19 protein-coding genes are annotated in these 21,327 nt (G+C 62.0%); 8 read left to right on the top strand and 11 right to left on the bottom strand.

All coding sequences use genetic code 11. The features are described 5' to 3' along the window. Positions 1-187: 187 nt before the first annotated feature. The 4 genes from N4J17_RS15375 (at position 188) to N4J17_RS15360 (ending at position 3,615) form a co-directional block, all read left to right on the top strand. Positions 188-664, top strand: coding sequence for a low affinity iron permease family protein (locus N4J17_RS15375; RefSeq protein WP_198324211.1), 477 nt, complete (start codon positions 188-190; stop codon positions 662-664). 10 nt (positions 665-674) lie between these two features. Next, a complete protein-coding gene (locus tag N4J17_RS15370) occupies positions 675-1,490 on the top strand; it encodes a carbohydrate ABC transporter permease (protein WP_198324232.1) in 816 nt (271 codons plus the stop codon). A 246-nt stretch (positions 1,491-1,736) separates the two neighbouring features. Next, complete coding sequence (locus N4J17_RS15365; RefSeq protein ID WP_232470746.1) at positions 1,737-2,984, top strand: glycerophosphodiester phosphodiesterase family protein; 1,248 nt, start codon at positions 1,737-1,739, stop codon at positions 2,982-2,984. Positions 2,985-3,273: 289 nt separating this feature from the next. Continuing rightward, positions 3,274-3,615: a hypothetical protein gene (locus N4J17_RS15360; protein ID WP_198324213.1), complete on the top strand. Its 342-nt coding sequence runs from the start codon at positions 3,274-3,276 to the stop codon at positions 3,613-3,615. A gap of 238 nt (positions 3,616-3,853) precedes the next feature. Here N4J17_RS15360 and N4J17_RS15355 read toward each other — a convergent pair whose 3' ends face one another. Then, on the bottom strand, positions 3,854-6,010 hold the full coding sequence (locus N4J17_RS15355; protein ID WP_198324214.1) for a RelA/SpoT family protein: 2,157 nt from the start codon (positions 6,008-6,010) through the stop codon (positions 3,854-3,856). Positions 6,011-6,164: 154 nt separating this feature from the next. Between N4J17_RS15355 and N4J17_RS15350 the strand changes: the two genes are divergently transcribed. Both N4J17_RS15350 and N4J17_RS15345 read left to right on the top strand, forming a co-directional pair. Next, positions 6,165-7,178: a CHAD domain-containing protein gene (locus N4J17_RS15350; RefSeq protein WP_232470747.1), complete on the top strand. Its 1,014-nt coding sequence runs from the start codon at positions 6,165-6,167 to the stop codon at positions 7,176-7,178. A 37-nt stretch (positions 7,179-7,215) separates the two neighbouring features. Then, on the top strand, positions 7,216-8,538 hold the full coding sequence (locus N4J17_RS15345; protein ID WP_198324215.1) for an NAD(P)/FAD-dependent oxidoreductase: 1,323 nt from the start codon (positions 7,216-7,218) through the stop codon (positions 8,536-8,538). Positions 8,539-8,555: 17 nt separating this feature from the next. On the opposite strand, the gene N4J17_RS15340 is transcribed toward N4J17_RS15345, so the two are convergent. The 8 genes from N4J17_RS15340 to N4J17_RS15305 form a co-directional block, all read right to left on the bottom strand. After that, positions 8,556-9,404: a 23S rRNA (adenine(2030)-N(6))-methyltransferase RlmJ gene (locus tag N4J17_RS15340; RefSeq protein WP_198324216.1), complete on the bottom strand. Its 849-nt coding sequence runs from the start codon at positions 9,402-9,404 to the stop codon at positions 8,556-8,558. A 51-nt stretch (positions 9,405-9,455) separates the two neighbouring features. Next, positions 9,456-9,692, bottom strand: a complete 237-nt coding sequence (locus tag N4J17_RS15335) for a hypothetical protein (RefSeq protein WP_277458555.1) — start codon at positions 9,690-9,692, stop codon at positions 9,456-9,458. Positions 9,693-9,935: 243 nt separating this feature from the next. Then, positions 9,936-10,724 carry an EcsC family protein gene (locus N4J17_RS15330; protein WP_198324218.1) on the bottom strand — a complete coding sequence of 263 codons (789 nt, stop codon included), beginning with the start codon at positions 10,722-10,724 and terminating at the stop codon, positions 9,936-9,938. 55 nt (positions 10,725-10,779) lie between these two features. After that, positions 10,780-13,140 carry a cation-transporting ATPase gene (locus N4J17_RS15325; protein WP_198324219.1) on the bottom strand — a complete coding sequence of 787 codons (2,361 nt, stop codon included), beginning with the start codon at positions 13,138-13,140 and terminating at the stop codon, positions 10,780-10,782. Positions 13,141-13,177: 37 nt separating this feature from the next. Further along, positions 13,178-13,369: a hypothetical protein gene (locus tag N4J17_RS15320; protein ID WP_198324220.1), complete on the bottom strand. Its 192-nt coding sequence runs from the start codon at positions 13,367-13,369 to the stop codon at positions 13,178-13,180. Positions 13,370-13,424: 55 nt separating this feature from the next. After that, the gene (locus tag N4J17_RS15315) at positions 13,425-13,835 is read right to left on the bottom strand and encodes a hypothetical protein (RefSeq protein ID WP_198324221.1); all 411 of its coding nucleotides are present in this window, start codon (positions 13,833-13,835) and stop codon (positions 13,425-13,427) included. A 170-nt stretch (positions 13,836-14,005) separates the two neighbouring features. Further along, positions 14,006-16,633 (bottom strand): heavy metal translocating P-type ATPase, encoded by a 2,628-nt coding sequence (locus N4J17_RS15310; protein WP_232470748.1) that lies wholly within the window; start codon positions 16,631-16,633, stop codon positions 14,006-14,008. A gap of 85 nt (positions 16,634-16,718) precedes the next feature. Continuing rightward, positions 16,719-17,060: a hypothetical protein gene (locus N4J17_RS15305; RefSeq protein WP_198324222.1), complete on the bottom strand. Its 342-nt coding sequence runs from the start codon at positions 17,058-17,060 to the stop codon at positions 16,719-16,721. 444 nt (positions 17,061-17,504) lie between these two features. On the opposite strand from N4J17_RS15305, the gene N4J17_RS15300 reads away from it, so the two are divergent. Continuing rightward, complete coding sequence (locus tag N4J17_RS15300; RefSeq protein WP_198324223.1) at positions 17,505-19,148, top strand: hypothetical protein; 1,644 nt, start codon at positions 17,505-17,507, stop codon at positions 19,146-19,148. 16 nt (positions 19,149-19,164) lie between these two features. On the opposite strand, the gene N4J17_RS15295 is transcribed toward N4J17_RS15300, so the two are convergent. Further along, positions 19,165-19,734 carry a transposase gene (locus tag N4J17_RS15295; protein ID WP_198324224.1) on the bottom strand — a complete coding sequence of 190 codons (570 nt, stop codon included), beginning with the start codon at positions 19,732-19,734 and terminating at the stop codon, positions 19,165-19,167. An 88-nt stretch (positions 19,735-19,822) separates the two neighbouring features. Between N4J17_RS15295 and N4J17_RS15290 the strand changes: the two genes are divergently transcribed. Beyond that, positions 19,823-20,140, top strand: a complete 318-nt coding sequence (locus N4J17_RS15290) for a hypothetical protein (RefSeq protein ID WP_198324225.1) — start codon at positions 19,823-19,825, stop codon at positions 20,138-20,140. A gap of 72 nt (positions 20,141-20,212) precedes the next feature. On the opposite strand, the gene cax is transcribed toward N4J17_RS15290, so the two are convergent. Further along, positions 20,213-21,280 (bottom strand): calcium/proton exchanger, encoded by a 1,068-nt coding sequence (gene cax, locus N4J17_RS15285; protein ID WP_198324226.1) that lies wholly within the window; start codon positions 21,278-21,280, stop codon positions 20,213-20,215. Positions 21,281-21,327 lie beyond the last annotated feature (47 nt).

Raw genomic sequence — 21,327 nt, 5'->3', positions numbered from 1 at the left:
TCGGGTAATGATCCGGAATGTCTTGGACACCAGCTCCGATAGCAGGAAATCATGTCTTTATTTCCCACGCCTTGAGTCTTGCTTGCCTTCCAGCACAACCCCGTGATATAGCGCAAGGCGCCACCTGACATCGGGGCCGCTGAAGTTCCCTACTCACCCAGCATCAAATGACATCGGGAGTACTGCAATGTTATCCGACCTGAACCTGTACAATCTGGCGCGCCGTTGCGCTGCTCGCCTCACCGAGAACCTCGACAACATCGGCTACTGGAATGCCAGGTTCGACCGTTTCGCCCGGCTGTTTGCGCGTTTGTCCGGCAGACCGCTTGCTTTCAACCTTGCTCTGTTCGTTATTCTGGCTTGGGTGATTACTGGCCCGATTTTCAGTTTCAGCGATACCTGGCAACTGGTCATCAACACTACGACCACCATCGTGACCTTCCTCATGGTGTTCCTCATCCAGCACACGCAAAACCGCGATACCGAAGCCGTCCAGGTGAAGCTGGACGAACTCATCCGCGCCATCGAACGTGCCGATGACACGTTGCTGGATCTGGAAGAACTGGAGGAAGAAGAACTGGCGCTGATGCGCAGCAAATACGTGGGTTTGGCCCGAGCGGCGCGCCAAAGCCGGGTCAGTGGGGGAGTTCCGGAAACCGAGTGAAGCAAGCGTGATGCGGTATTCGAAGCTGGTGATCTACCTCGTTCTGGTGCTGGCGACGGCGGCGACGTTGTTTCCGCTGGTCTGGATGGTTTCGGTGTCGTTGATGCCGCCGGCCGACGCCCTCCGCTATCCACCCCCACTTTGGCCCAAGGCTCCGACGTTGGAGCATTACCGGGCTTTGTTCGACCGGCTGGCAGTCGCGCGGTATGCGCTGAACAGCCTAGTACTCGCGGCTGCGGTCACCGCGCTGTCGGTGCTGGTCAACGCCGCGGCTGGCTATGCCTTTGCCTGTCTGACGTTCATGGGGCGGGATAGGCTGTTCCAGCTGCTGCTGGCCGCCATGGTCATCCCGGGGCAGGTTGCCATGTTGCCCTTGTTCCTGCTGCTGAAGCTGCTCGGCCTCGTCAATACTTATGCCGGAGTGATCGTTCCGGGGCTCGCCAGCATTTTCGGGATATTCCTGGTACGGCAGTATGCGCTGTCGCTGCCACAGGGGCTGCTCGATGCGGCGCGGCTGGATGGGGCCGGGGAGCTGCGTATCTTCTGGTCGCTGGTCCTGCCGCTGTGCCGGCCTGTTCTGATCACGCTTGCGGTCTTCACTTTCCTCGGAAGCTGGAACGATTTTCTCTGGCCTCTGATCATTTTGACCGACAGCCGTCTTCATACTCTTCCAGTGGCGCTGGCCGTCCTGATGGGCGAGCATGCGGTGGATACGGAGCTGATGATGGCGGGTGCAGCCCTTACGGTGGTGCCGGTGATCGTCCTGTTTCTGGCAGCGCAGCGATACTACCTCGGTGGGCTGATGCAGGGCGGCATCAAAGGATAGCCGCGCGATGACCAGTCATGGCAGCCGCCGGTCACGAGCCTGTCATTTCCACCCATTACCGTAACGGCCGATTCGACCCGGCTTGCCGCGTCGAAAGGCGCCGGATATCCGCAGAACCTCATCGGCGGGGCCGTTCCGGCCGATCCAATGACGGCCGGCAGGCGGTGACCTCGTTTTCGTCCGTTGTCCCTGCACCCCGGCTCGAGCCGCGCCGGCCGCTGATCCCCCGTAATTGGAGAGATGAACATGTCGAAAATACGTCTGGTATTCGGTTTGGTTGTGGGCTCGTCATGCCTGGTCTCTGCTTCGGGCGAAGTGATGGCCGGCAAAACCGACAGCATACAATTGGGCCCGCGTCCGTTCTTCCTGGTCAATGACATGACGGATGGCAAGCTGAAGAGCAAGCTGATGAAGTGTTCCACGGGTCCCTTCAGAAAGGCCGAGTTTGCGATTGGCCACCGCGGCGCTGCGCTGCAGTTTCCCGAGCACACCAGGGAGTCCTACGAGGCGGCGGCACGCATGGGGGCCGGCATTATCGAGTGCGACGTGACCTTCACCAAGGACAAGGAGCTGGTTTGCCGCCATGCCCAGAACGACCTGCACACCACCACCAACATCCTCACCATTCCCGAACTGGCGGCGAAGTGTACCAAGCCCTTTACCCCGGCCACGTTCGACGCCAGCGGCAACCTGCTCACGCCGGCGAGCGCGGAGTGCCGCACCACCGACATCACCCTCGCGGAATTCAAGATGCTCAGAGGCAAGATGGACGCCTTCAACCCCAGGGCAAAGACCCCGGTGGAATTCCTGGGCGGCACGCCGGACTGGCGAACGAATCTCTATGCCGGCCCCACCAGCGGCACGCTGATGACTCACAAGGAAAGCATCGCGCTGTTCAAAAAACTGGGCGTGAAGATGACGCCAGAGCTCAAGAGTCCGGTCGTGTCGATGCCTTTCGACGGTTTCAGCCAGGAAGACTATGCGCAAAAGATGATCGATGAGTACAAGGAAGCGCTGATCCCCCCCAGCAAGGTTTTTGCGCAATCCTTCAACAAGGCGGACGTGCAGTACTGGATCCAGCATGAGCCGGCCTTCGGCAGACAGGCCGTATATCTGGATGACGCCGAGGCAGTGGCAGATCTGCCCGGTGCCGCCGAACTGGCGCAATACAAAGCCGACGGCATCAACATCGTCGCGCCGCCGATCTTCGCCCTTCTGGATGTGGATGCCGCCGGGAACATCGTGCCGTCGGAGTACGCCAGGAACGCGAGGCATGCCGGTCTGGACATCATCACCTGGACTCTGGAGCGTTCCGGCATCCTCGCAGACGGCAACAACGGTTTTTATTACCAGACTTTCGACTCGGCGATCCATCGCGAAGGCGACATGATGCGCGTGCTTGACGTGCTGGCCAAGGATGTGGGCATCCGGGGCATCTTTTCTGACTGGCCGGCGACGGTGACGTATTACGCCAACTGCATGAACCTGCGATGAGTTTAAGCTAATCCTGTTCAACTGAGCCGTAACGAGCCGCGGGCGAATATCGAGAGGAGTCGTTGTCGCGGCGGTTTCAGAGGCGGCGGAAGGGGGGGCGATATCGGGAATGCGGAGCTGGTCGAATCAAACCTCGGCAAGGGCAGAACTTGCCCGCATTTCGGACGGGAATTCCGTTTTCCTCCCCTTCCCCCGTAACGGACCGGCCAGCCTCGTCCGGGCGCTGGGGCCGTTCGGCGGGTCAGCGGGCCCATGCTAAACTGCGACGCAAGGCGTTTCCGGTACGACCATGAGCGTAGCGTTACGACTGTACGAACAACTAACCGAGGCGGGTGAAGACAAGACGCGCGCCAAACTGATCGCGGAAGCCTTCGAGCATCTGGAGGACCGCTATCCCCAGTTGAAGGACGTGGCGACCGCCGGCCAGGTGCGCGAGACCGAATTGCGGCTGCAGAAGGAGATCAAGGAAGTCGAAGGGAAACTGCAGAAGGAGATCAAGGACGTGGAAGTGCGCCCGACGCAGGCCATCCATCGCCAGACCCACTGGGTGGTCGGTTCCGTCGGTGCGGTGGTGGGCGTGATAATGATCCGGCTGCTGGAATGGTTCCTCGCCCATCTGCCCAACCCGTAGACCAGGCTCCGCGACAAAACCCGTCGTACCCGGCGGAGTCGCGGCAGCCGGCTGGCCTTTCTGCAGCAAGCCCTTCGGGTGTGGCCGCCGAACGGCACGAGCCGTGGAGGTTTTTGAGGCATCTGCCGGCGGGGGCAAGCCGATTCAAATCACGCTCACGGTCGTGACTCTTCGCCAGTCTTCTTGGCGCAGCGAGTCGCCATTGCACAGTAGCGTGGTGAATGGTGCAAGCGCTATTTTAGCCAGGCAGTTTCCGCCGCGCTTCCTGTACATTATGGATCTGCCCAATCTTTTCCAATGCAGTACTGAGCTGGCCCAGGTCGTGGACTTCGATCATGATGTCCATGACGACGCCTTGGTCTTGCGGATTGGTCTCTGTGTAAGTCCGCAGAATGTTGATGTGCTCATGCGCCAGCACCTGGGTGACGTCTTTGAGCAGTCCTTTGCGGTCGAATGCGCGGACCTCGATGTCGACCGGGAACACCCGTGTTTCCTCCCCCCAGGTGACATCGATCAGCCGGTTTCGTTTGCCTGAGGGAAGCTGGACGACGTTGGGACAGTCCTGACGATGGATGGTCACGCCGCGGCCGACGCCGATGTAGCCGATGATCGGATCGCCTGGGATCGGCGCACAGCAGCGCGCGAAATGCGTCAGCAGATTCCTGACGCCCTGCACGGTCACTTCGCCGGTTCCGCGGATGGCCTTGCGCGCCGGTTTCCGCTGTGGTAAGGGCGGCGGCTGACAGCCGGGCAGCTGGAGCGCGGCTGCCAGTTGTCCCGGACCGATGTCGCCGCGGCCGATGGCGAGCAGGACGTCATCGGGCCGCGGCAGGTGGAAATGGCGGGCCAGGGTTTCCAGGTCGACGTCACGGGTCTGCAGCTTGTGCTTTTCCTTGTCGAGTATGGCTTTGCCGGCGCGCAGGTGCTTGTCGTGATCCTGCTGTTTGAACCACTGTCGTATCTTGTTGCGGGCGTGGGCGGTCCGCACGTAGCCCAGACGGGGGTCGAGCCAGCCGAGGGTCGGGCCGCCCTGCTTGGCGGTGAGGATTTCGACCTTGTCGCCCGATTTCAGTGGTTGGGTCAGCGGCACCATGACGCCGTTGACCTTGGCGCCCCGGCAGCGATGGCCGACTTCCGAGTGGATGGCGTAGGCGAAATCGACCGGCGTGCTGCCTTTGGCCAAGCGGATGACCTGGGCGCGTGGCGTGAGCACGAAGATCGCATCGCCGAAAGGCTCTTCGCGGAAGTCCTGCAACAACGAATCGTTGTCGTCCTCGCTCTCCAGCAGGCGGCGCAGGGAGGCGATGCTGCGGTCGAAAGCCGCGTCCTGTCCGCCGCCTTCCTTGTAGCGCCAGTGGGCGGCGACACCGTATTCGGCGAATTCGTGCATCGCCTGGGTGCGGATCTGGATTTCCACCGGGCGGTCGTCGGGACCGATGACGACAGTATGCAAGGACTGGTAGCCGTTGTCCTTGGGGTTGGCAATGTAATCGTCGAACTCCTTGGGAATGTGTGGCCACAGGCTGTGGACTGCGCCCAGTACCGTGTAGCAGGTCGGAATGCTGTCCACCGTGACACGTACCGCCAGCAGATCGTACAAATCGGCCAGTTGGGCGTGTTTGCGCTCCATCTTTTTCCAGATGCTGTACAGGTGTTTGGGGCGCCCCGATACCTTTGCGTCGATGCCGAGTTTCCTGAGCTCGTCCCTCAAGAGCCCCATGAAATTCTGGATATAGACTTCGCGTTCCGCGCGGTTGGTGCTCAGGGATTTGGCGAGCGTGCGGTATTCATCCGGATGCAGGTAGCGGAACGACAGGTCTTCCAGCTCCCATTTCAACTGGCCGACGCCCAGGCGGTGCGCCAGAGGGGCGTAGAGTTCCAGGGTCTCGCGGGCGATGGACTCACGGGCGCCGCCGTCCTGGTATTTCAGGATGCGCATGCGCTGCACCCGGTAGGCGAGCCGGACGAGCACGGCGCGGACGTCGTTGACCACGGACAGCAGCATGCGCCGCAGCAGTTCGGCCTGTTCGGGACCGGGATTCTCCTGCAGTGAATATTCGTTGAAGGTATTGAGCCAGTTGACCTTTTCCAGCAGCCGGACGGTCTCTTCGTCGAAGTGGACCCTGATGAATTCCGCCGGAAGCGTCTCGCGCAGATAAGGATCGGCCAGCAGAGCGGCCTGGATGCTGTAAGCGTCTACCTTCAGGTTTAGCAGGATATGTCCGACGTCGACGCCGCGTGGGCGGGGCTCGGGATCCTTGGCTGCCGCATCGATGGCGAGGTTCAGAGCTTTGCGGATGTTTTCCGCTTGGGCGGGATAGCCTTGCTCGAATAGCCGGTGCAGTTGTTCGGCATCCAATTTCGAGGCGTCGGACTGGTAGTGCGTGTGCTTCATTCAGTTTCGGGGGGTGGAAATGCCAGATCGCGGGGGCGAACAGGCGCGGTCGGTTGCCGTGCGCGGGGGATCGCTTCCATAATCGGGCTGCGTGGGCTCACGCGCAATCTTAGCAGAACTGCTGCTTTCCGCTGCGGGCCGGCGCCGAAACCGTATGTTGCCCGAGGAGCGCGGCGTGATGCAGGAGATCGAGGGAAAAACGGCGACGGCCGGCATCGCGCCGGCTCGGCGGGCCGATGCCGCAGTGCGGCGGTTCGCGGCAGAGTGCCTTGAGCGCATGCAGTCCAGCGAATCCGGGATACTGGAAAACCGCGATAGTGAGGCCTTGCATGATTATCGGGTAGCCTTGCGCCGCTGCCGGACCGTGCTGGGGCAGATGAAAGGCGTATTTCCCGAACGGGAGGTCCGCCGCTGGCTCGACCGGCTTGGACGGCTGGGCGAATTGACTGGGCCGCTGCGGGACTGCCACGTCATGCTCGCCGATCTGCCGCTCTACCAATCGGTGCTGCCCGAGTCGTTGCGGCCGGCCTTGGCCCCGCTGCAGTCGTATCTCGAGCGGGAGGCGGCATCCGCCCACCGGATTCTGGCGGATCGTTTGCGGCGTATGGATTACCGGCGCACGATCGAAAGTTGGCAGCGCTTCCTCGAGCGGCCGGCGCCGAAGCGGCCGTCGGCGCCTAATGCCCTGGCCGCCGCCGATGAGCTCAGCGGCCGGCGGATCTGGAAACTCTACCGGCGGATGTTGCGGGAGGGCGCATCGCTCGGCCCGGACAGTCCTTCCGAAGCTTTTCACGCTTTGCGCAAACAGGGCAAGAAACTTCGCTATTTGCTGGAGTTTTCGGCTTCGCTCCGGGGCGATGGCGAACTCCGGGACCTCATCGCGCCCTTGAAGAAGCTCCAGGGCGTCCTCGGCGAATTCCAGGACGCCGCCGTCCAGCGCGATCGCCTTTTGTATCGGGCTGAAATCCTGAGACAGGAAGGCCAGCCGCTCGAAACCCTGCTGGCGATCGGCGCGCTGATCGGCCATCTGGAGCGGCGCCAGTCGCGCTGCCGCCGGCAGTTCAGCGAAGGTTTCGCGGTGTTGGCCGGGAAGCCCTCACGCCGGCGCTATCGCAAGCTGTTCGGGCTAGGGCACGGCGAAGGAGACAGCGGCCGGCGCGGGGGTTAAACTTTTTTGGACTCAACCTAAGAATGGAAGGGGATGCATGCAAGTAAAGCAGAGCAAGGAACCGGTACCACGCATTCTGATCGTCGGTGGCGGCGCCGGCGGCCTGGAGCTGGCAACCAAACTGGGCAAGACCCTCGGCAGGAAAGGCAAGGCGCAGGTGACCCTCATCGACGCCCACCCCACCCATATCTGGAAACCTCTACTGCATGAAGTCGCGGCGGGCACGATGGATGTCAACGACGACGAGCTGGATTACCTGGCCCAGGCCAACGCCAGCCATTTCCGTTTCGTTCTGGGACGCATGAACGGTCTGGATCGCGCCGCCAGACAGGTGAAGCTTGCGCCGCTGCTCAATGCCGCGGGTGAAGAGGTGATTCCCGCCTGTTCCTATCCCTATGACATCCTGGTCATCGCCGTCGGCAGTGTGTGCAACGATTTCGGTGTTCCCGGCGTGGCGCAGAACTGTGTCTTTCTGGACACTCCGGAAGAGGCCCAGCAGTTTCACCGCCGCCTGCTGGAGGCTTATATGCGCGCCCATGCCATGGGTGGGGCGAAGCAGCCCGGCCAGCTCGATGTGGCGATCGTCGGCGGCGGTGCCACCGGCATCGAACTTTCGGCTCAACTGCATCAGGCCACCCGGCTGCTGGCAGCCTACGGCCTCGACAACGTCACACCCTCGGACATCAAGATTCATCTGATCGAGGCCGCCCCCCGGCTGCTGCCCGAATTGCCGCCGCGTCTGTCGGAGTCTACGGTCAAGCAGCTCCTGGCACTCGATATCCAATTGCACCTTGGCGAACGGGTGGTGGAAGCACGGCCGGATGGCGTCCTGACCCATACCGGCAAATTCATCCCTGCCGTGCTGAAGGTCTGGGCCGCCGGAGTGAAGGCGCCGGATTTCCTGGCGCAGAGCGATCTGGAAACCAACCGCCTCAATCAGATCGTGGTGCGCCAGACGTTGCAGACGACGCGGGATGACCGCATCTTTGCCATCGGCGATTGCAGCGCCTGTCCCTGGCCAGAAAAGAACACCACGGTGCCGCCGCGCGCGCAGGCGGCTCACCAGCAGGCCAGCACCGCTTACAAAAACATTCTGCGATTTCTGGCTGGCAAGGCGCTGGCCGATTACCACTATCGCGACTACGGTTCTCTGGTTTCCCTGGGCAAGTACAGCACGGTGGGCAATCTGATGGGAAATCTCCTAGGTAGCGTGATGATCGAAGGGGTGATCGCGCGCCTGGTCTATCTGAGCCTTTACAAGATGCACCAGTATGCCCTGTTCGGGCCGTTCCGGGTCGGTCTGATCATGATCGCCCATTTCTTCAGCCAGAAGCTGCGGCCGAAGATCAAGCTGCACTGAGCCGGTGGCGTGCCCTGTCAGGCCGGTTCGCCCGCCACCCACTCCAGACGCCAGCCGCCTTCGCCTTCGGGGGCGAGGGTTGCGTGCAGCCAGGGCAGCAGGGTCTTCATGTGTTCGTCGAGGCGCCAAGGCGGGTTGACCACGATCATGCCACTGCCGTTCATCCGCTTGTCGGCGGTTTCGGGCAGCACCGAGAGTTCCATCGCCAGCAACCGGTCGATGCCGGTCTGGCGGAATTTCCGGCGTAGCCAGTCGGCGGTGCGGCGATCCTGGATCGGATACCAGTAGGCGAAAATGCCGGTGGGCCAGCGTTTCCATGCGGCCGCCGCGGCTTCTGCCATCCGCTCGCGCTCGTTGCGGAGTTCAAACGGCGGATCGCAGAGCACGAGGCCGCGCCGCTCGGGTGGCGGCAGGAAGGCTTTGAGACCTTGGTAGCCGTCGATCGGGTGGACCGTGATCCGCCGTTCGCCACCGACGCTGGAGCGCAGCGATCGGACTTCGGTGCCATGCAGCTCGCACAGAGCCATCCGGTCGCCGCTGCGCAGGAAATGCCGGACGATGAGCGGCGAACCCGGATAAAACCGTAATCTTCCGCCTGGATTGAGCAGCCTAACCGCGGCGAGGTAATCCTCCAGCTCGGGCGGTACCGAGGGCAGCTTCCACAAGCGCTCGATTCCGCTCCGATGTTCCCGGTTCTGCTTCGCCATGGCCGATTCCAGGTCGTAACGGCCGGCGCCGGCATGGGTGTCGAGGTAGAAGAAGGGGGCCGGCTTGCGTAGCAGCGAGCGGACGATCTGCGTCAGCACCGCATGCTTGAAGACGTCGGCGGAGTTTCCGGCATGGAAGCCGTGGCGGTAGCTCAGCATCGGTCGACTGAAAAAAGGAATTCGCACCCCGGAAATCGGGGACGGGGACGATTAGCGGGCAGACGGCGGATAGCGCCGTTCCAGGTCGTCGAGAAAACGGCCGATCTGTTTCATGCTGCCTTTCAGCAGCCGCGGCGGTTGCCCGTTAAGCCACCGTTCCAGGCGCGTGCTGCTGCCGGGCCATAACACCAGCCCCCCCATGGCCAGGAAAGGCAGGCCGAGCACACCGGGCGTGACCAGTCCGACGACACCGGCGGTGATCAGCAGCCAGGCGACATCGTGCGGCATGCGGCGTATCCGCTGTTCGGTTTTCCGTTCGATGGCCAGGGCGTCAAGTGTCTCCAGGCTTTTTATCCGGGAAGCTTCGTCCGCTTCCTGTCCGCCATGCCCGGACGCGGCTGGGGGGGCGGCAGGCTTGTCACGCCCCTTTGAAGGTTTGCGCCTGGAATGAGGACTTTCGGTCATGTTGGTGCTGTTTCGGAGTTTAATTATTCATACTACCTGCGGAAGGTGGCACGGCTCAACCGCGATTCATGCAGGTGCTAGCCAGTCTGCGATCCTGCCGTGATCGAGCAGCCAACGTTCCTGGAAAACGCGCTTGGCGGCGAGGCCGGCGCGCCGGCTGAAGGACCGGTTGGCATAGGCATTGAGCGCGACGGACAGGCCGGGAACGAATGATGCCAGGTTCCGGCCGAGCACGATCCGTTGCAGCACCGCCAGCGCCGCATCGTTCACGGCGTCGCCGACGAGGTGATGTTCGAGCTGCCAATGATGATCATCCAAGGCGCGTGCTCGTTCCTCGGGTGTGTCGGCGGTGGCCAGCGCCAGGATGTGCAGCATGAGACTGCGGTCGCCCGTGCGCTCCGTGGAATAACCGTAAGCCTGAGACACGCGGTGGATCAGGCGCAGAGCCACACCCAGCAGGGCCGGAACGCCTACCAGGACGGTACCCATGCTGCCCGCGCCGGTCATGGCACCTACGCCGGTGGCGAGTTTGAGTCCTTCTTCGATGACTTTGTCGGCCAGGCGGTCGCTGAATTCCAGCGACTGTGCGCCGATTTCCTCCAGGTTGCGGCATCCGCTATGGCGCAGGATCCAATCGTCCCGTACCAGTTGTTCGGCCATCTTGTTGAGGGCATCGAGTGCGAATCGCGAAGCGGGGACGGGTAAGACCTTCCGGCTCAGGCGGACCAGTGGCCGCCGCGCGCGGTTCAGGATCGGGCTCGCCAGATGAGGCTTGCGCCGTTTCCATGCGGCGATGGCCCGGATCTGTTCCGCTTCGTAACGGCTCGGTGGTACGGCTGGAATGAGGTGTTTCATGCGTATCCGCAGGACTGGCGGGGAAGGCTCCGGACTCCGGCGAACGCCGGGCTGTTCAGCGCAGAACCGGAACCCGGCACACCTTTGCCATCTGCAGGTCTGCCCGCATACGGCGGTCGACGTTCATGACACCGAGGTTGGCGATGATGCCGGAAGTAATGCCGTTAAGCAGTCCAGCGAAAGCGCCGGCGATGCACAGCAGATTGGGGATCGCCGCCATGCGGCAGGCCGAAACGACGTTGGCATCGTGGCCTTGGGCCAGCTCCATCAGAGCCACCAGGGGATCGAGCGATTCGCCCAGGATCGCGATGTCGCAGGGGCCGCCCTCGGCGATCTGGCTTCCCAAGCCGATGGCGACATAGGCCTCGCTCGCCGTGGCTGGCTCCTTGCCGAAGTCGCCGACCACGGTGGCGTGCACACCCCGTTTTTTCAGCCCTTGGAGAAAGCGGATCTTTTGCTCCGGGTTCAATCCTCCACCGGAAAGATCGGCACCCAGACGCCGCGCGAGTTCGGCGGCTTCATCGTCCGGCCGGGAGGAGACGACGAATATCTGCTGCATGCCGAGCGCGCGGAGACGGGCGAGGGTCTGAGTCGCGCGCGGCAAGCGCGAGTAAGTGAACCGCAGCTCGGCCACGTCGGTGCCGTCGATACGCATCCGCAATGGCGCCGTGACCGCCTTGGAGTGGCTGAGCGCTCCCGTCAGACTGACGGTATGGCGGCCGCTCCGCACCTCGACCGCGTCGGCCTCCAGCGACAGCAGCTCTGGCCTGCGGACGACCAGCCTGCGCTGGACGCAGCTTCGGGCCAGCGCTTCGGCACGTTCGTCACCGAGGAACAGTCCGGCGCCTGCGGCATATCGCAGAATCGCATCGGTATCCGGCACCTGGCTGGCCACTTCGGCCAGTTCGAGCTGCGGATCGAGGAGGCCGGGCAGATCGCCGTCGATCACCAGGAAGTCGCTGTCCTTCAGGCGGGTGAGGGCCGAGGCCGATTTGAGCAGGGCGCCGCTGTGCAAGGCCAGCCGCATGTCCCGGAGCGCCTGCATCGGCAGAGCCATGCCGGGACCACTGACCCAGTCCTGGTGCAGGATCGCGCCCGCCGTGATCAGGTCGCCCGCGGCCCAGCCCATGCCGGCGGTGGCCAGGGTAGGGAGCACCGCGCGGTCTGCCAGATCTTCGGCTTTGCGCCGCATGGCCTGGTCGGAAGGCATCCGTGTGGCGGTGTCGAGAACCGACCGGCTAAGACTAGCAGCCCGGGTTTCCGCTCCGATGCGGACGACTTCGATGTCCAGCGAGCCACTGACTACGACGGACCCCGCGAGTACTTCATCACCGGGAATTTTCCGCACCGGGCCTTGGCTTCCGCGGAGGCTGGTTTCCTGGACCAAGGCCTGGCCGGCGAGGACGACGCCGTCGACCGGGATGACCCGCGGTGCTGGAACTTTGACCCGTTCGCCGGTATGCAAATCGGTCGGGGCGACCAGTGACTCGGTGCCGTCGGCACCCACCCGGACGGTCTGCGCCGGAATCGGCAGGCTGTCTTCCAAGAGCGCCCGGGTTTCCCGGACCAGCTGTTTCCGCCAGTTCTGCTGCCAATAGCGCAAAGACCATTCGGTCAGGGCGTAAGCGAGGACCTGACCCGTGGCGATCGAGCAGGCGAGCAGGGCGGTGTGAAACACCGGCACGCCCAGTTTTCCGCGGCCAAGCTGCTTGCCGGCATCCTGCAAAACCTTGAGATTGTTCGCCACCAGCAGACCCGCCGCGACCGGTGTCGCAAGCGGCAGCATCAGTTCCCCCACGGCGCCGAGTCCGACGCTGGCATTGGCGACCCGGAAATCCACCGCTGTGGGCTCGGGAACACGCAGCATCGTTTCAGTGCTCAGAAATCTTTCGGCGATGCGTATGAGGGGCAAAGGTTTCAGCGAATCAGAGTCGTAGCGTATCCGGATTGTGCCGGAAGCAGCGTGGCCGGAGATGTGCCGGACGGCATCGAGTGCGCCGAGCGCAGCTTCGATGTTCCGGAGGCATCTAACATCCCCCTTCAGGAGGGGATGGCGTAACTCCAGCCAACCAACGTCGGCGGATCCGATCCGGAACAGTGAGATCAGGCCATCATGCCGATGCAGCGTCACGGGGGAATCCGCCGGCCATTGCGGCAAATCCCGCTCTGTCAGTGCTTCGTCATCGGCGCCCACCGCGGCCGCCAGCCGCCGGCGGAAAGCATCGACGTTTCCTTTTCTGGTGCGGTGCCTGATGAGCGCATATCCCCGGGAGGGTTCCAGCTCGAGTGACTCGACTTCCGGGAGGGCCAGCACTTGCCGGGCAAAACGGCGGGCAATCGTTGCCCGGCCGGGGCCGAAGACCGCCGTAGCCTCGATGCGCAGCCAGTTGGAACCGAACGTGATGCTATGGGCCATCTACCAGTTGTTGTCGGATTGTTGGTTTGAGAGGCGGCTAATAGGCGTAGGGTTCGATTTCGCCGAGTTCGACCATACGGTCGAGTTCCGCGACAATCGCCTTGTCTTGCTCGTCAAGGACGTTGTAGAGCTCCTGCAGATGCTTCTGGCGGCGCCGGACTTCGATGATCATGGCCGACAGAAAAATGGCCGCCAGGGCTGTGGTCAGTGCGTTCGTCACCTGTTCCATGCGTTTTTCCTCCGGTCTTGGTGGGGTGAAAATGCGGCTCGATCGGGCGGTCCCGTCAGGCGCCCATGGCGTCCTTGGCGCCCTCACGGATCACTTCGATCGTGCCCATGAACCCGTCCTTGTGCAGTCTGTCCTTGATGTCCTTTTCGATATTGGGGCTGTCGTGGTGCAGACTCAAGAAGCGCAGGAACTCCTGCAGAGCGTGCAGTGCCCTTACGGGCTTCTGGATCAATCCCAGATTGAGATGGAATCCGTGGTATTCGCCGCCGTCGCGCGGGCCGGACCGCTGCATGTCGCGGACGATGAGCACCGGGTCCTTGCCGATGAACTGTGGATGCCGCTTGACGATGTCCCGGGACTGTTCCGGGGAAAGTACGTAGAGCGGGTCGCCATCCTGGAATGAGCGGATCATCTCGAAATTGTCCCGGATCACCTGGGCAGCTGGGGAGGACCAGCCGGTATCCACGATGAATATGCGAAATCTGGGAGCCGGCCGCCCGCCGGCGCCTTCCGGAGCTGCGGCGTGTACTGGTTTGCTTCTGCGGCCGCTGGATGTAGGTGTGTTTGGATCGGACATGGGCGATTCTCTCGTGGGCTGTTTCGAAGCAGATAGGCGATTCGGTTGGGCCCAGGTTTCTAGGCCGCCAGCGCGCTCCCCGTGTCATCGTCGGCTTCGTCGATTTCCGCCGCTGTGTCGACAACTTCCGCCGCGGCGCCGGCTTCATGGATTCCGGTCCGTTCTACATTAGCACAGCCCGCGCGCTTCAGCTCGAGTTCGAGCTGGTGGCGCCGTTCGGCTTCCAAAAGGGCGACCTTCCGCATCGGCAGCAGACCATTGGCGAGCGCCGCGAGCGCAGCGACATTGTTGGTGAAAACCGAGGCCGCCACGCCGAAGCCCAGGGTGAACACACCGAGGACGCAGGCGACATTGGGGGCGATGATCATGGCCCAACTGCGCGCGATATTGCGCTCCAGTTCCCGGGAAATGTCTCGCAATTCGCAGAGCTTGCCCAGGCCCTGTTCGAGGAACACGATGTGGGCGGTATCCGTCGCGATAGAGGTGGCGCCCCGCAGCGAGATTGACACGTTGGCCTTTTTCAGTGCGATGGAATCGTTGATGCCGTCGCCGACGAAGCAGACGGTGCGGCCTTCCTGCTGCAGCTTTTCCACGTAATCGGCCTTGTCCGTCGGCAAGACCTGGGCGAAATAGCGGTCCATCCCGAGTTCCTCGGCCAGTTTGCGGGTGGGCGCTTCGTGGTCGCCGGAAATGATGGCCAGGTGTTTGACGCCGCGTGCCCGCAGGCCGGCGACGATGTCCTTCACCTCGGGGCGGACTGCCGCCTGGAGCTCCAGTGCTCCACCGATCCGGTCGCCGATCGCGACCATCACCATGGTATAGCCTTCGAGGTGGGCGGCATCGAGCGCTTCTTGGATTTCCGGGGTCAGCGCGATGCCCTCCATCTCCATGAAGCGGGCGCTGCCCACCCGAATTCGCCGGCCGTTCACACCGACGTCGATGCCGTAGCCGACCTTGTACTGGGTCTCGTCGGTCGCAGGCAGGTCGATTCCCCATTCCTCCGATTTTTTCAGGATGGCCAGGGCGATGGGGTGATGGAACTTCTGCTCGGCACCGGCGGCATACATCAAGACCTCATTTTCCGCGAAACCGTTCGCCGTGATGACACGGCCGACCTCCGGACACTCTCGCGTGAGGGTGCCGGTCTTGTCGAACAGCACGGTGTCGATCCTACCCATGAGTTCCAGCGCCCGGCCATCCTTGACGAGGATGCCCTTTTGCGCGCACAGCGCCAGCGAAGACAGGAGGGCAAGCGGTGCCGCCATGCGGATGCCGGTGCCTAGATCACTGTTGAGGGCGGCGATGGCGCCGCCCGGACCGATGGCCGCCATGGCGAGGCCGCCCACAACCAGCGTGGGAAGGGCGGCTTGATCCGCCAGCTTTTCTCCCCGGTTTTGGGAGGAGAGCTTATAGCCCGCGGTGTCGTTCAAAATCTGGCTGATCTTGGAGGAGGCCGTTTCGCTGCCGGATTGTTCGACCGAAACGAAAATCTTGCCGGCGACCATGACGGTGGAGGCGAACACCCGGTCGCCCACGCCCTTTTCGGCGGGGGTGGATTCGCCGGTCAGAGCATGCTGGTCGATCATCGCCATACCTTCGACGATATGGCCGTCCACTGGCACGGTATCGCCGGTATGGACGGCCACGATGTCGCCTTTCTGGACTTTGTCCATGGGCACTTCGATCTCGACTCCGTCCTTGACCAGCCAGACGTAGCGAGGCTGCTTCCCGAAGGCGTTCAGCAGCATCTTCTTGGAGTTGTCTTCGGTTTTCTTGACCAGCAGCCGGCCGAAGGACAGGCACCAGGCCAATACCGCGCCGGGCAGAAGCTGCAAGGTAGCCAGGCAGCCAAGCACGACGATCGAATCCAGGAAGTCGCAGCCGATCCGCTTTTCCTTCGAGAGACGCTCGTATGCTCCCTGGAAGCAGGGGATGGAGGTATAGGCGAATACCGCGGCAGACAGCGGGAGCAAAGCCGGAACCGCAAACTGGGCGGTCGCCGCCAGTGGGACGGACAGGGTGCAGATGGTCAGGTCGAGATCGAGCTTGTCGAGCTCTTCCTGATGCTCGGCGGTTTCCAGGGCACTGTCGAGGATCTCGATGAGATTCGTCTGGCTCAAACGGCGTGGATCGTAGTCGATCTGCACCGTGCAGCGCAGCGAGTGCGTCTTGTAGCGGTCGATACCGAGCACGCTCATCAGCTCCCGCTCGATGGCCTGGCAGAGGTTGTTCTTGCGGTACAGGACGGGGTTCTTCAGCCTGATCGAACCGGCCTGGTCGCTCACCACCTGCCAGCCCGTGACCCGTCTGCCGAAGCGATGGTAATGCACGACGCCGTGGCGATCGCGCGCAGTGACCATCGGCGCGAAAACCGGCTCGCTCTCTGCCGGCGAGCCATCGTCCTCCACCAGGCAGTCCGCCACCCGCCATAGCACTTCTTTCGCGGCGTGACGCTTCGTATCGAAATGCAGCTCGGCGCAGCAGACCGAGCCTGATTTGATCGTCGCGCCCCGGATTTGCGGTACCCGGAATACCCGCCGCAGGAAGGCCCGACACACCGGTGTATCGGGATTGCCGAACAGCTCCTGCCCGTGGACCGCAATGGTGCCGGCTGCGGGGAAGGAGACGGCGATACTATTGGAGCCGGAGAGTTTCTGATCGCGGGGGTTGGAAGTGGCGTGGGGCATTATCGACTGTCCTGAGTGACCAACAAATTGACGATGATTCCTTTGGCAAAGGGGCGTCATCGCGCCCCCGGGCCGGCGATGCGGCTCAGGTGCTAGGTGCGGTCACCGCCGTCTCCTTGGCTTCGTTCAGCGCGTCGAGAGCTGCGCGGCCGCCGTCGACCAATCCCTCGACGATGGGATTGTCCTGGGGAATGGACCGGGCGATGAAAACGGTGCCGTAAACGATGCCGTAGGAAACCATGTAGGAGCTGGTGTAGGCGAAGCGCGACAGCGAGCGTCCGATGTCCATGCCGGCCAGTTTCTCCCTGACCTTCGCCGCGTCTTCCGTCGCGTTCTGTACAGCGTCACGCATCGCATCCGAGATCGATTTCAGGGCTTCGGCCTCGCCGGCATCGGTACTGGTGCTGTTCGCGGTTGGATCTGCCATGGGATCGGATACCTTCTTGAAGTTGGACATATTCGTTGTGCCTCCTAGGCTGACCATTTGGGCCACCTGGAACACACGGGTTCAGGCTACCACGCGTATTCGGCGAAAGCCAAGATGAAGATGACGCCGGGAGTTCGATTTAACCTTACTGTCATATTACGGCCCCGTTTTTTAAGGCAGGATCCCCTAACAAGATGCCCCGTGACGATTATGCTCCGTACTGTAACCTTTTGAGCAGAGTATCTGATCAGTAGAACAATCCGCTGGTGGTGATGGTCCGCACCCTCATACTGTAGGTTCCTTTGGATATCGCGTTTATGCCAGAATCCCGCCATACCTGGACCTCACGGACTATCCGCAGCAAATCCTGATGTCTTGATCCCTGAGGGGATGGGCGAAAGTTCCCGGGCGCGGCTTTAGTCGAACCAAGGAGCGGCTGGATGGATGGAGGAAGAACGCGCCTCTCTCGAAGGAAGATTCCTTTGGCAGGGCTGGAATCTGTCTGCAGCAAAGCGGCTGCGCCAGACGGCTTGTTCCGGTCCGGTCCGGCTCAGCGGCCTTAAGGATGACTGCAGGCCACTGTCATTCACCTCGTATCGGCCGGAACGCTGTGGTTTCTTCGGCCTGGCTGGCCGATACATAGCTTTTCATCGGTCGATGTCACCCATTTTTCTCCGAAAGAATCTGGTCGTCATACGCAGTGCGCTGCTGGTTTCAGCCTTGGTTTGGTTCGCTGGCTGTGCCCTGATCCGTGATACGTTGGAACTTTCCGACAAGGCGGTGCAATTCATTCTGCCCTTGGGCGTGGACAGCAAGCCCGTTGATCCCGTCGATTTGCAGGGAAAAATCATGCGCTATGCGGATAATTTCCTGGCCATGTTCAACGGCGAAATCGATAAACTGCCGGAGGTTCCAGGAAGCGTTTCCGAACGTCATATTCGATCCGCAAAAATTGCGTACAACTTCGATATCCTCGGCATCGCGACCGGTCCCAACCCACTGGCCAATCTGCTGGACATGGTGTCTTACGTGACGCTTACCCGCCTCACCGTCGCCGACTATTGGATGCCTAAGGTCTTCGGAAACGCCGCACTTCCGTTGGCAAAGAATCTGGAGTCCGCCGAAACCGAAATCTGGCGCATTGCCGACGTGGCCCTGCTGCCGCAGCAGCAGAACGAACTGCGCACGGCTATTCACGCCTACCACCAGGCCAATCCCGATCCAAAAACACTGCGCGCCATTCACGGCATGGGATTTGCCTCGGCCATCGCCAACATCAGCAAGAACGGCACGAGTGTAAGGCCGCACGGCCAGTCCAGCGTTTTCGACATGCTGGGCATCGATCCATTGTCAGCACTCACCCCGGCGACGCGGGAGCTGGCGCAGACCAAGCTGTTCGGGGAACGGGCGCTTTTCATCGCCAAGCGTATGCCGGAACTGATCCGCTGGGAAACGGAACTGTTGACGCTCGACACTCTGGAACTCCCCCAGGTCGGCCGTCTGAATGACAACGCGGCGCAATTCGCCTCCGCAATGGACCGCGTGAGCCGGGTCGCAGAACGGCTACCTGCGGACCTCGGCGCAGAGCGCGAACGCATCGTCACGGCGTTGACTTCCCAAACCTGCGGAATGACGACTCTGGCCGATCAAGTGGACCGTGCCTTCGGTTCGGGCACACGGATGGCGGACGCCACGAACACGACGCTGAATAGCTTTAAGAACCTGCTGGCGCAGTTGAAAGCCTCGCCGTCGAATGACTCGGGTGAACCTTTCAGAATCCAGGATTACACCGCAGCGGCGGTAGAAATCGGCAAGACGCTGCAACGGCTTGAGACCTTGCTGGATATGGCGCGGACGGTACCCGAACCGGACCAGTCGAAATTTTTAGAGCATTTCACTCAAGAGGCACAGGCGGGGGGTAAGGAGTTCGTCGATTACCTATTCCTACGATCGCTCTTGTTGCTCGGGTCGGTTTGCGTCGGGGTGCTGATGACTGTCCTGGCCTACCGCCTGATCGTGGCGCGCTGGCTGCGAGGTGTGTCACGCCTGGCCAACGCGTCTGGATCAGGACCAGATTGCAGGAAATGAGCAACTGTCTTTCGAGTCAATCGGGATGAAGAGAATCGTCCCAAGATTTTCCGGTTCTGGCCATGGCGTTGAGGATGGTCAGGAGCTTGCGCATGCAAGCGACGATGGCGACCTTCTTGGGTTTTCCAGCGGCGACGAGCCGGTCGTAGAACCGCCGGATCACGGCGTTGAAGCGGATGGCCGCCAGCGCCGCCATATAGAGGCCGTGTCGCACCTCCCCGCGACCGCCGAAGATGGCACGCTTGCCGCGCATCTTTCCCGAGTTGCGGTTGAGCGGTGCGACCCCGATCAAGGCGCTGATTTCGCGGCGGGAAAGCCGCCCCAGCTCGGACACGTCGGCAATCAGCGTGGCCACCGTCGCCGGACCGATACCGCGCACACTGGCCAGCCGCTGGGCGAGATCGGCATGATGCGTGTCGAGGTGGCGAGCAAGCTCCGCCTCGACCTCGTCGAGCTGCGCCCGGATGGCCTTGATCAACGCTTCGATGCGCTTGCGGGCGGCGGCATGGCTGACCGAGAGCCGATGCTGCTCGGCAACGTGCATCGCGACCAACTGACGCCGGCGGGCCACCAGCACCTGCAACACTTAAACCAAACAGCCTCCACCAAACCCGGGGCGGTTCAGTCCGCCGGAACCGATAACGCCTATAAACTCGCAAAAATACAAGCTGAAGGTGGCCTCGGGTACCGACATCCTGTTCGATCCGAAGCTCGCGACCAAGCAAGGCGCTATCCTGGCAACGCTAAGGCGTTGGTATGCTCCGGCCGAAGTGCTGAAAATGATCACCAGTGTCAATGCCGAACTGCTTGCACTGTCCGGTGCGCGCAGCCCTTATCCTGGCAAGCTGGAAGTCGTGGAAGAGGGTGCTCTCGCAGATCTGTTGCTGGTCGAGGGCAATCCGATCGCCGATATCCAACTCATCGCCGATCCAGCGAAAAACTTCCTGGTCATCATGAAAGACGGAAAGATCTACAAAAACATCCTGAAGTGAGCGGCAGCTGCCAAACCAGTACTCGTGTGTCGAACAATACCCCCGTCAGTCCGCCATACCCGTCGCTTCCGCCTACGGTGATGGCGCATAAAAGAAACCGATGCCGAGCATCAGATAGACTGCAATCAGCATCACGCCTTCGAGCCAGGTCGAGGTATGGTCGGCCAGGAGGTTCCGGGCGACCATCACCGACAGAATGATGCCGACGAGTTCGAACTCGGTGAACAGCAGGTCCATGTTCATGCCCATGAGGTTGCCGGCGATCACCAGGAAGGGGGCGACCAGCAGCACCAGCTGGGTCGTTGCGCCGAGGTTGACCGACAGGGCGAGGGTCATCTGGTTCCGGTAAGCGAACGCGGTGGAATTCATGTACTGGGCCACATTGCCTACGATGGAAAGCAGGAACACACCGGCAAACACGGGGGTGAGGCCGATGGCGTCCGCTGCGTCGTCGATGGAGTCGGTCAGCGCATCGCTCACGACCGCCAGCACGACGGCCACCGCGCCGAGTATCCAGAAGGCGGCCCTGGGGCTCCATGCCGGTCTTTCTTCCTTGGTCGCTTCTCCTTTTTCCTGCAGTTCCGCTTTCACCGCGACGGCGCCGACCGCCGGCCGGTGCGTGAGCAGGGTGAAGACCATGCTGGCGAGGTAGACCATGAACAGGACGATGGAGATTTCCAGGCTGATTTCCTGGTCGGGCTTGGCGCCGAACTTGAATACGGCGGGGATCACGAGCCCGAAGGTGCCTAGCATCAGCAGCGCCCCGTTGATCGAGACCATCTCGCTATCGAAGCTCTGGCGGGGCTTGCGCAGCCCGCCGGCGAGGAGGGAAAGGCCCATGCCGAACAATAGTGTGCCCATGATCGAGCCCGCGATAGATGCCTTCAGGATGTCGATCAGGCCGTTGCGCAATGCGGAAATGCCGATGATCAGCTCGGGCGCGTTGCCCATGGTCGCGTTCAACAGTCCTCCGTAAGTGGGCCCCAAATAGTCCGATAGGGCATCCGTGGCTTTTTCCATCAGACCGGCGAGGGGCACGATGGCAAGGGCGGAGCAGAAGAAAACCAGAATCGGATCGGCGTGGAACCAGTTCAGCGCAACGGATACGGGTATCAGCGCTAGCAGCCAGTTCAGTTTCATCCGCAGCCTCATTCAGCAATTTTTCAAACCGGGCGATTATAGTCAGC

The sequence above is a fragment of the Methylococcus capsulatus genome (assembly GCF_036864975.1).
Classification (GTDB): Bacteria; Pseudomonadota; Gammaproteobacteria; order Methylococcales; family Methylococcaceae; genus Methylococcus.
Note: the sequence above shows the minus strand (reverse complement) of the source record. Positions and strands in the feature narration are given on the sequence as shown.

Bases quoted from the DNA above. Each gene is read 5' to 3' on its own strand.
- N4J17_RS15355 (WP_198324214.1), bottom strand. From the start codon at position 6,010: ATGAAGCACACGCACTACCAGTCCGACGCCTCGAAATTGGATGCCGAA.
- N4J17_RS15335 (WP_277458555.1), bottom strand. From the start codon at position 9,692: ATGCCGCACGATGTCGCCTGGCTGCTGATCACCGCCGGTGTCGTCGGA.
- N4J17_RS15350 (WP_232470747.1), top strand. From the start codon at position 6,165: ATGTTGCCCGAGGAGCGCGGCGTGATGCAGGAGATCGAGGGAAAAACG.
- cax (WP_198324226.1), bottom strand. From the start codon at position 21,280: ATGAAACTGAACTGGCTGCTAGCGCTGATACCCGTATCCGTTGCGCTG.
- N4J17_RS15305 (WP_198324222.1), bottom strand. From the start codon at position 17,060: ATGGCAGATCCAACCGCGAACAGCACCAGTACCGATGCCGGCGAGGCC.
- N4J17_RS15310 (WP_232470748.1), bottom strand. From the start codon at position 16,633: ATGCCCCACGCCACTTCCAACCCCCGCGATCAGAAACTCTCCGGCTCC.
- N4J17_RS15340 (WP_198324216.1), bottom strand. From the start codon at position 9,404: ATGCTGAGCTACCGCCACGGCTTCCATGCCGGAAACTCCGCCGACGTC.
- N4J17_RS15370 (WP_198324232.1), top strand. From the start codon at position 675: ATGCGGTATTCGAAGCTGGTGATCTACCTCGTTCTGGTGCTGGCGACG.
- N4J17_RS15320 (WP_198324220.1), bottom strand. From the start codon at position 13,369: ATGGAACAGGTGACGAACGCACTGACCACAGCCCTGGCGGCCATTTTT.
- N4J17_RS15360 (WP_198324213.1), top strand. From the start codon at position 3,274: ATGAGCGTAGCGTTACGACTGTACGAACAACTAACCGAGGCGGGTGAA.
- N4J17_RS15300 (WP_198324223.1), top strand. From the start codon at position 17,505: ATGGAGGAAGAACGCGCCTCTCTCGAAGGAAGATTCCTTTGGCAGGGC.
- N4J17_RS15365 (WP_232470746.1), top strand. From the start codon at position 1,737: ATGTCGAAAATACGTCTGGTATTCGGTTTGGTTGTGGGCTCGTCATGC.
- N4J17_RS15375 (WP_198324211.1), top strand. From the start codon at position 188: ATGTTATCCGACCTGAACCTGTACAATCTGGCGCGCCGTTGCGCTGCT.
- N4J17_RS15345 (WP_198324215.1), top strand. From the start codon at position 7,216: ATGCAAGTAAAGCAGAGCAAGGAACCGGTACCACGCATTCTGATCGTC.
- N4J17_RS15330 (WP_198324218.1), bottom strand. From the start codon at position 10,724: ATGAAACACCTCATTCCAGCCGTACCACCGAGCCGTTACGAAGCGGAA.
- N4J17_RS15325 (WP_198324219.1), bottom strand. From the start codon at position 13,140: ATGGCCCATAGCATCACGTTCGGTTCCAACTGGCTGCGCATCGAGGCT.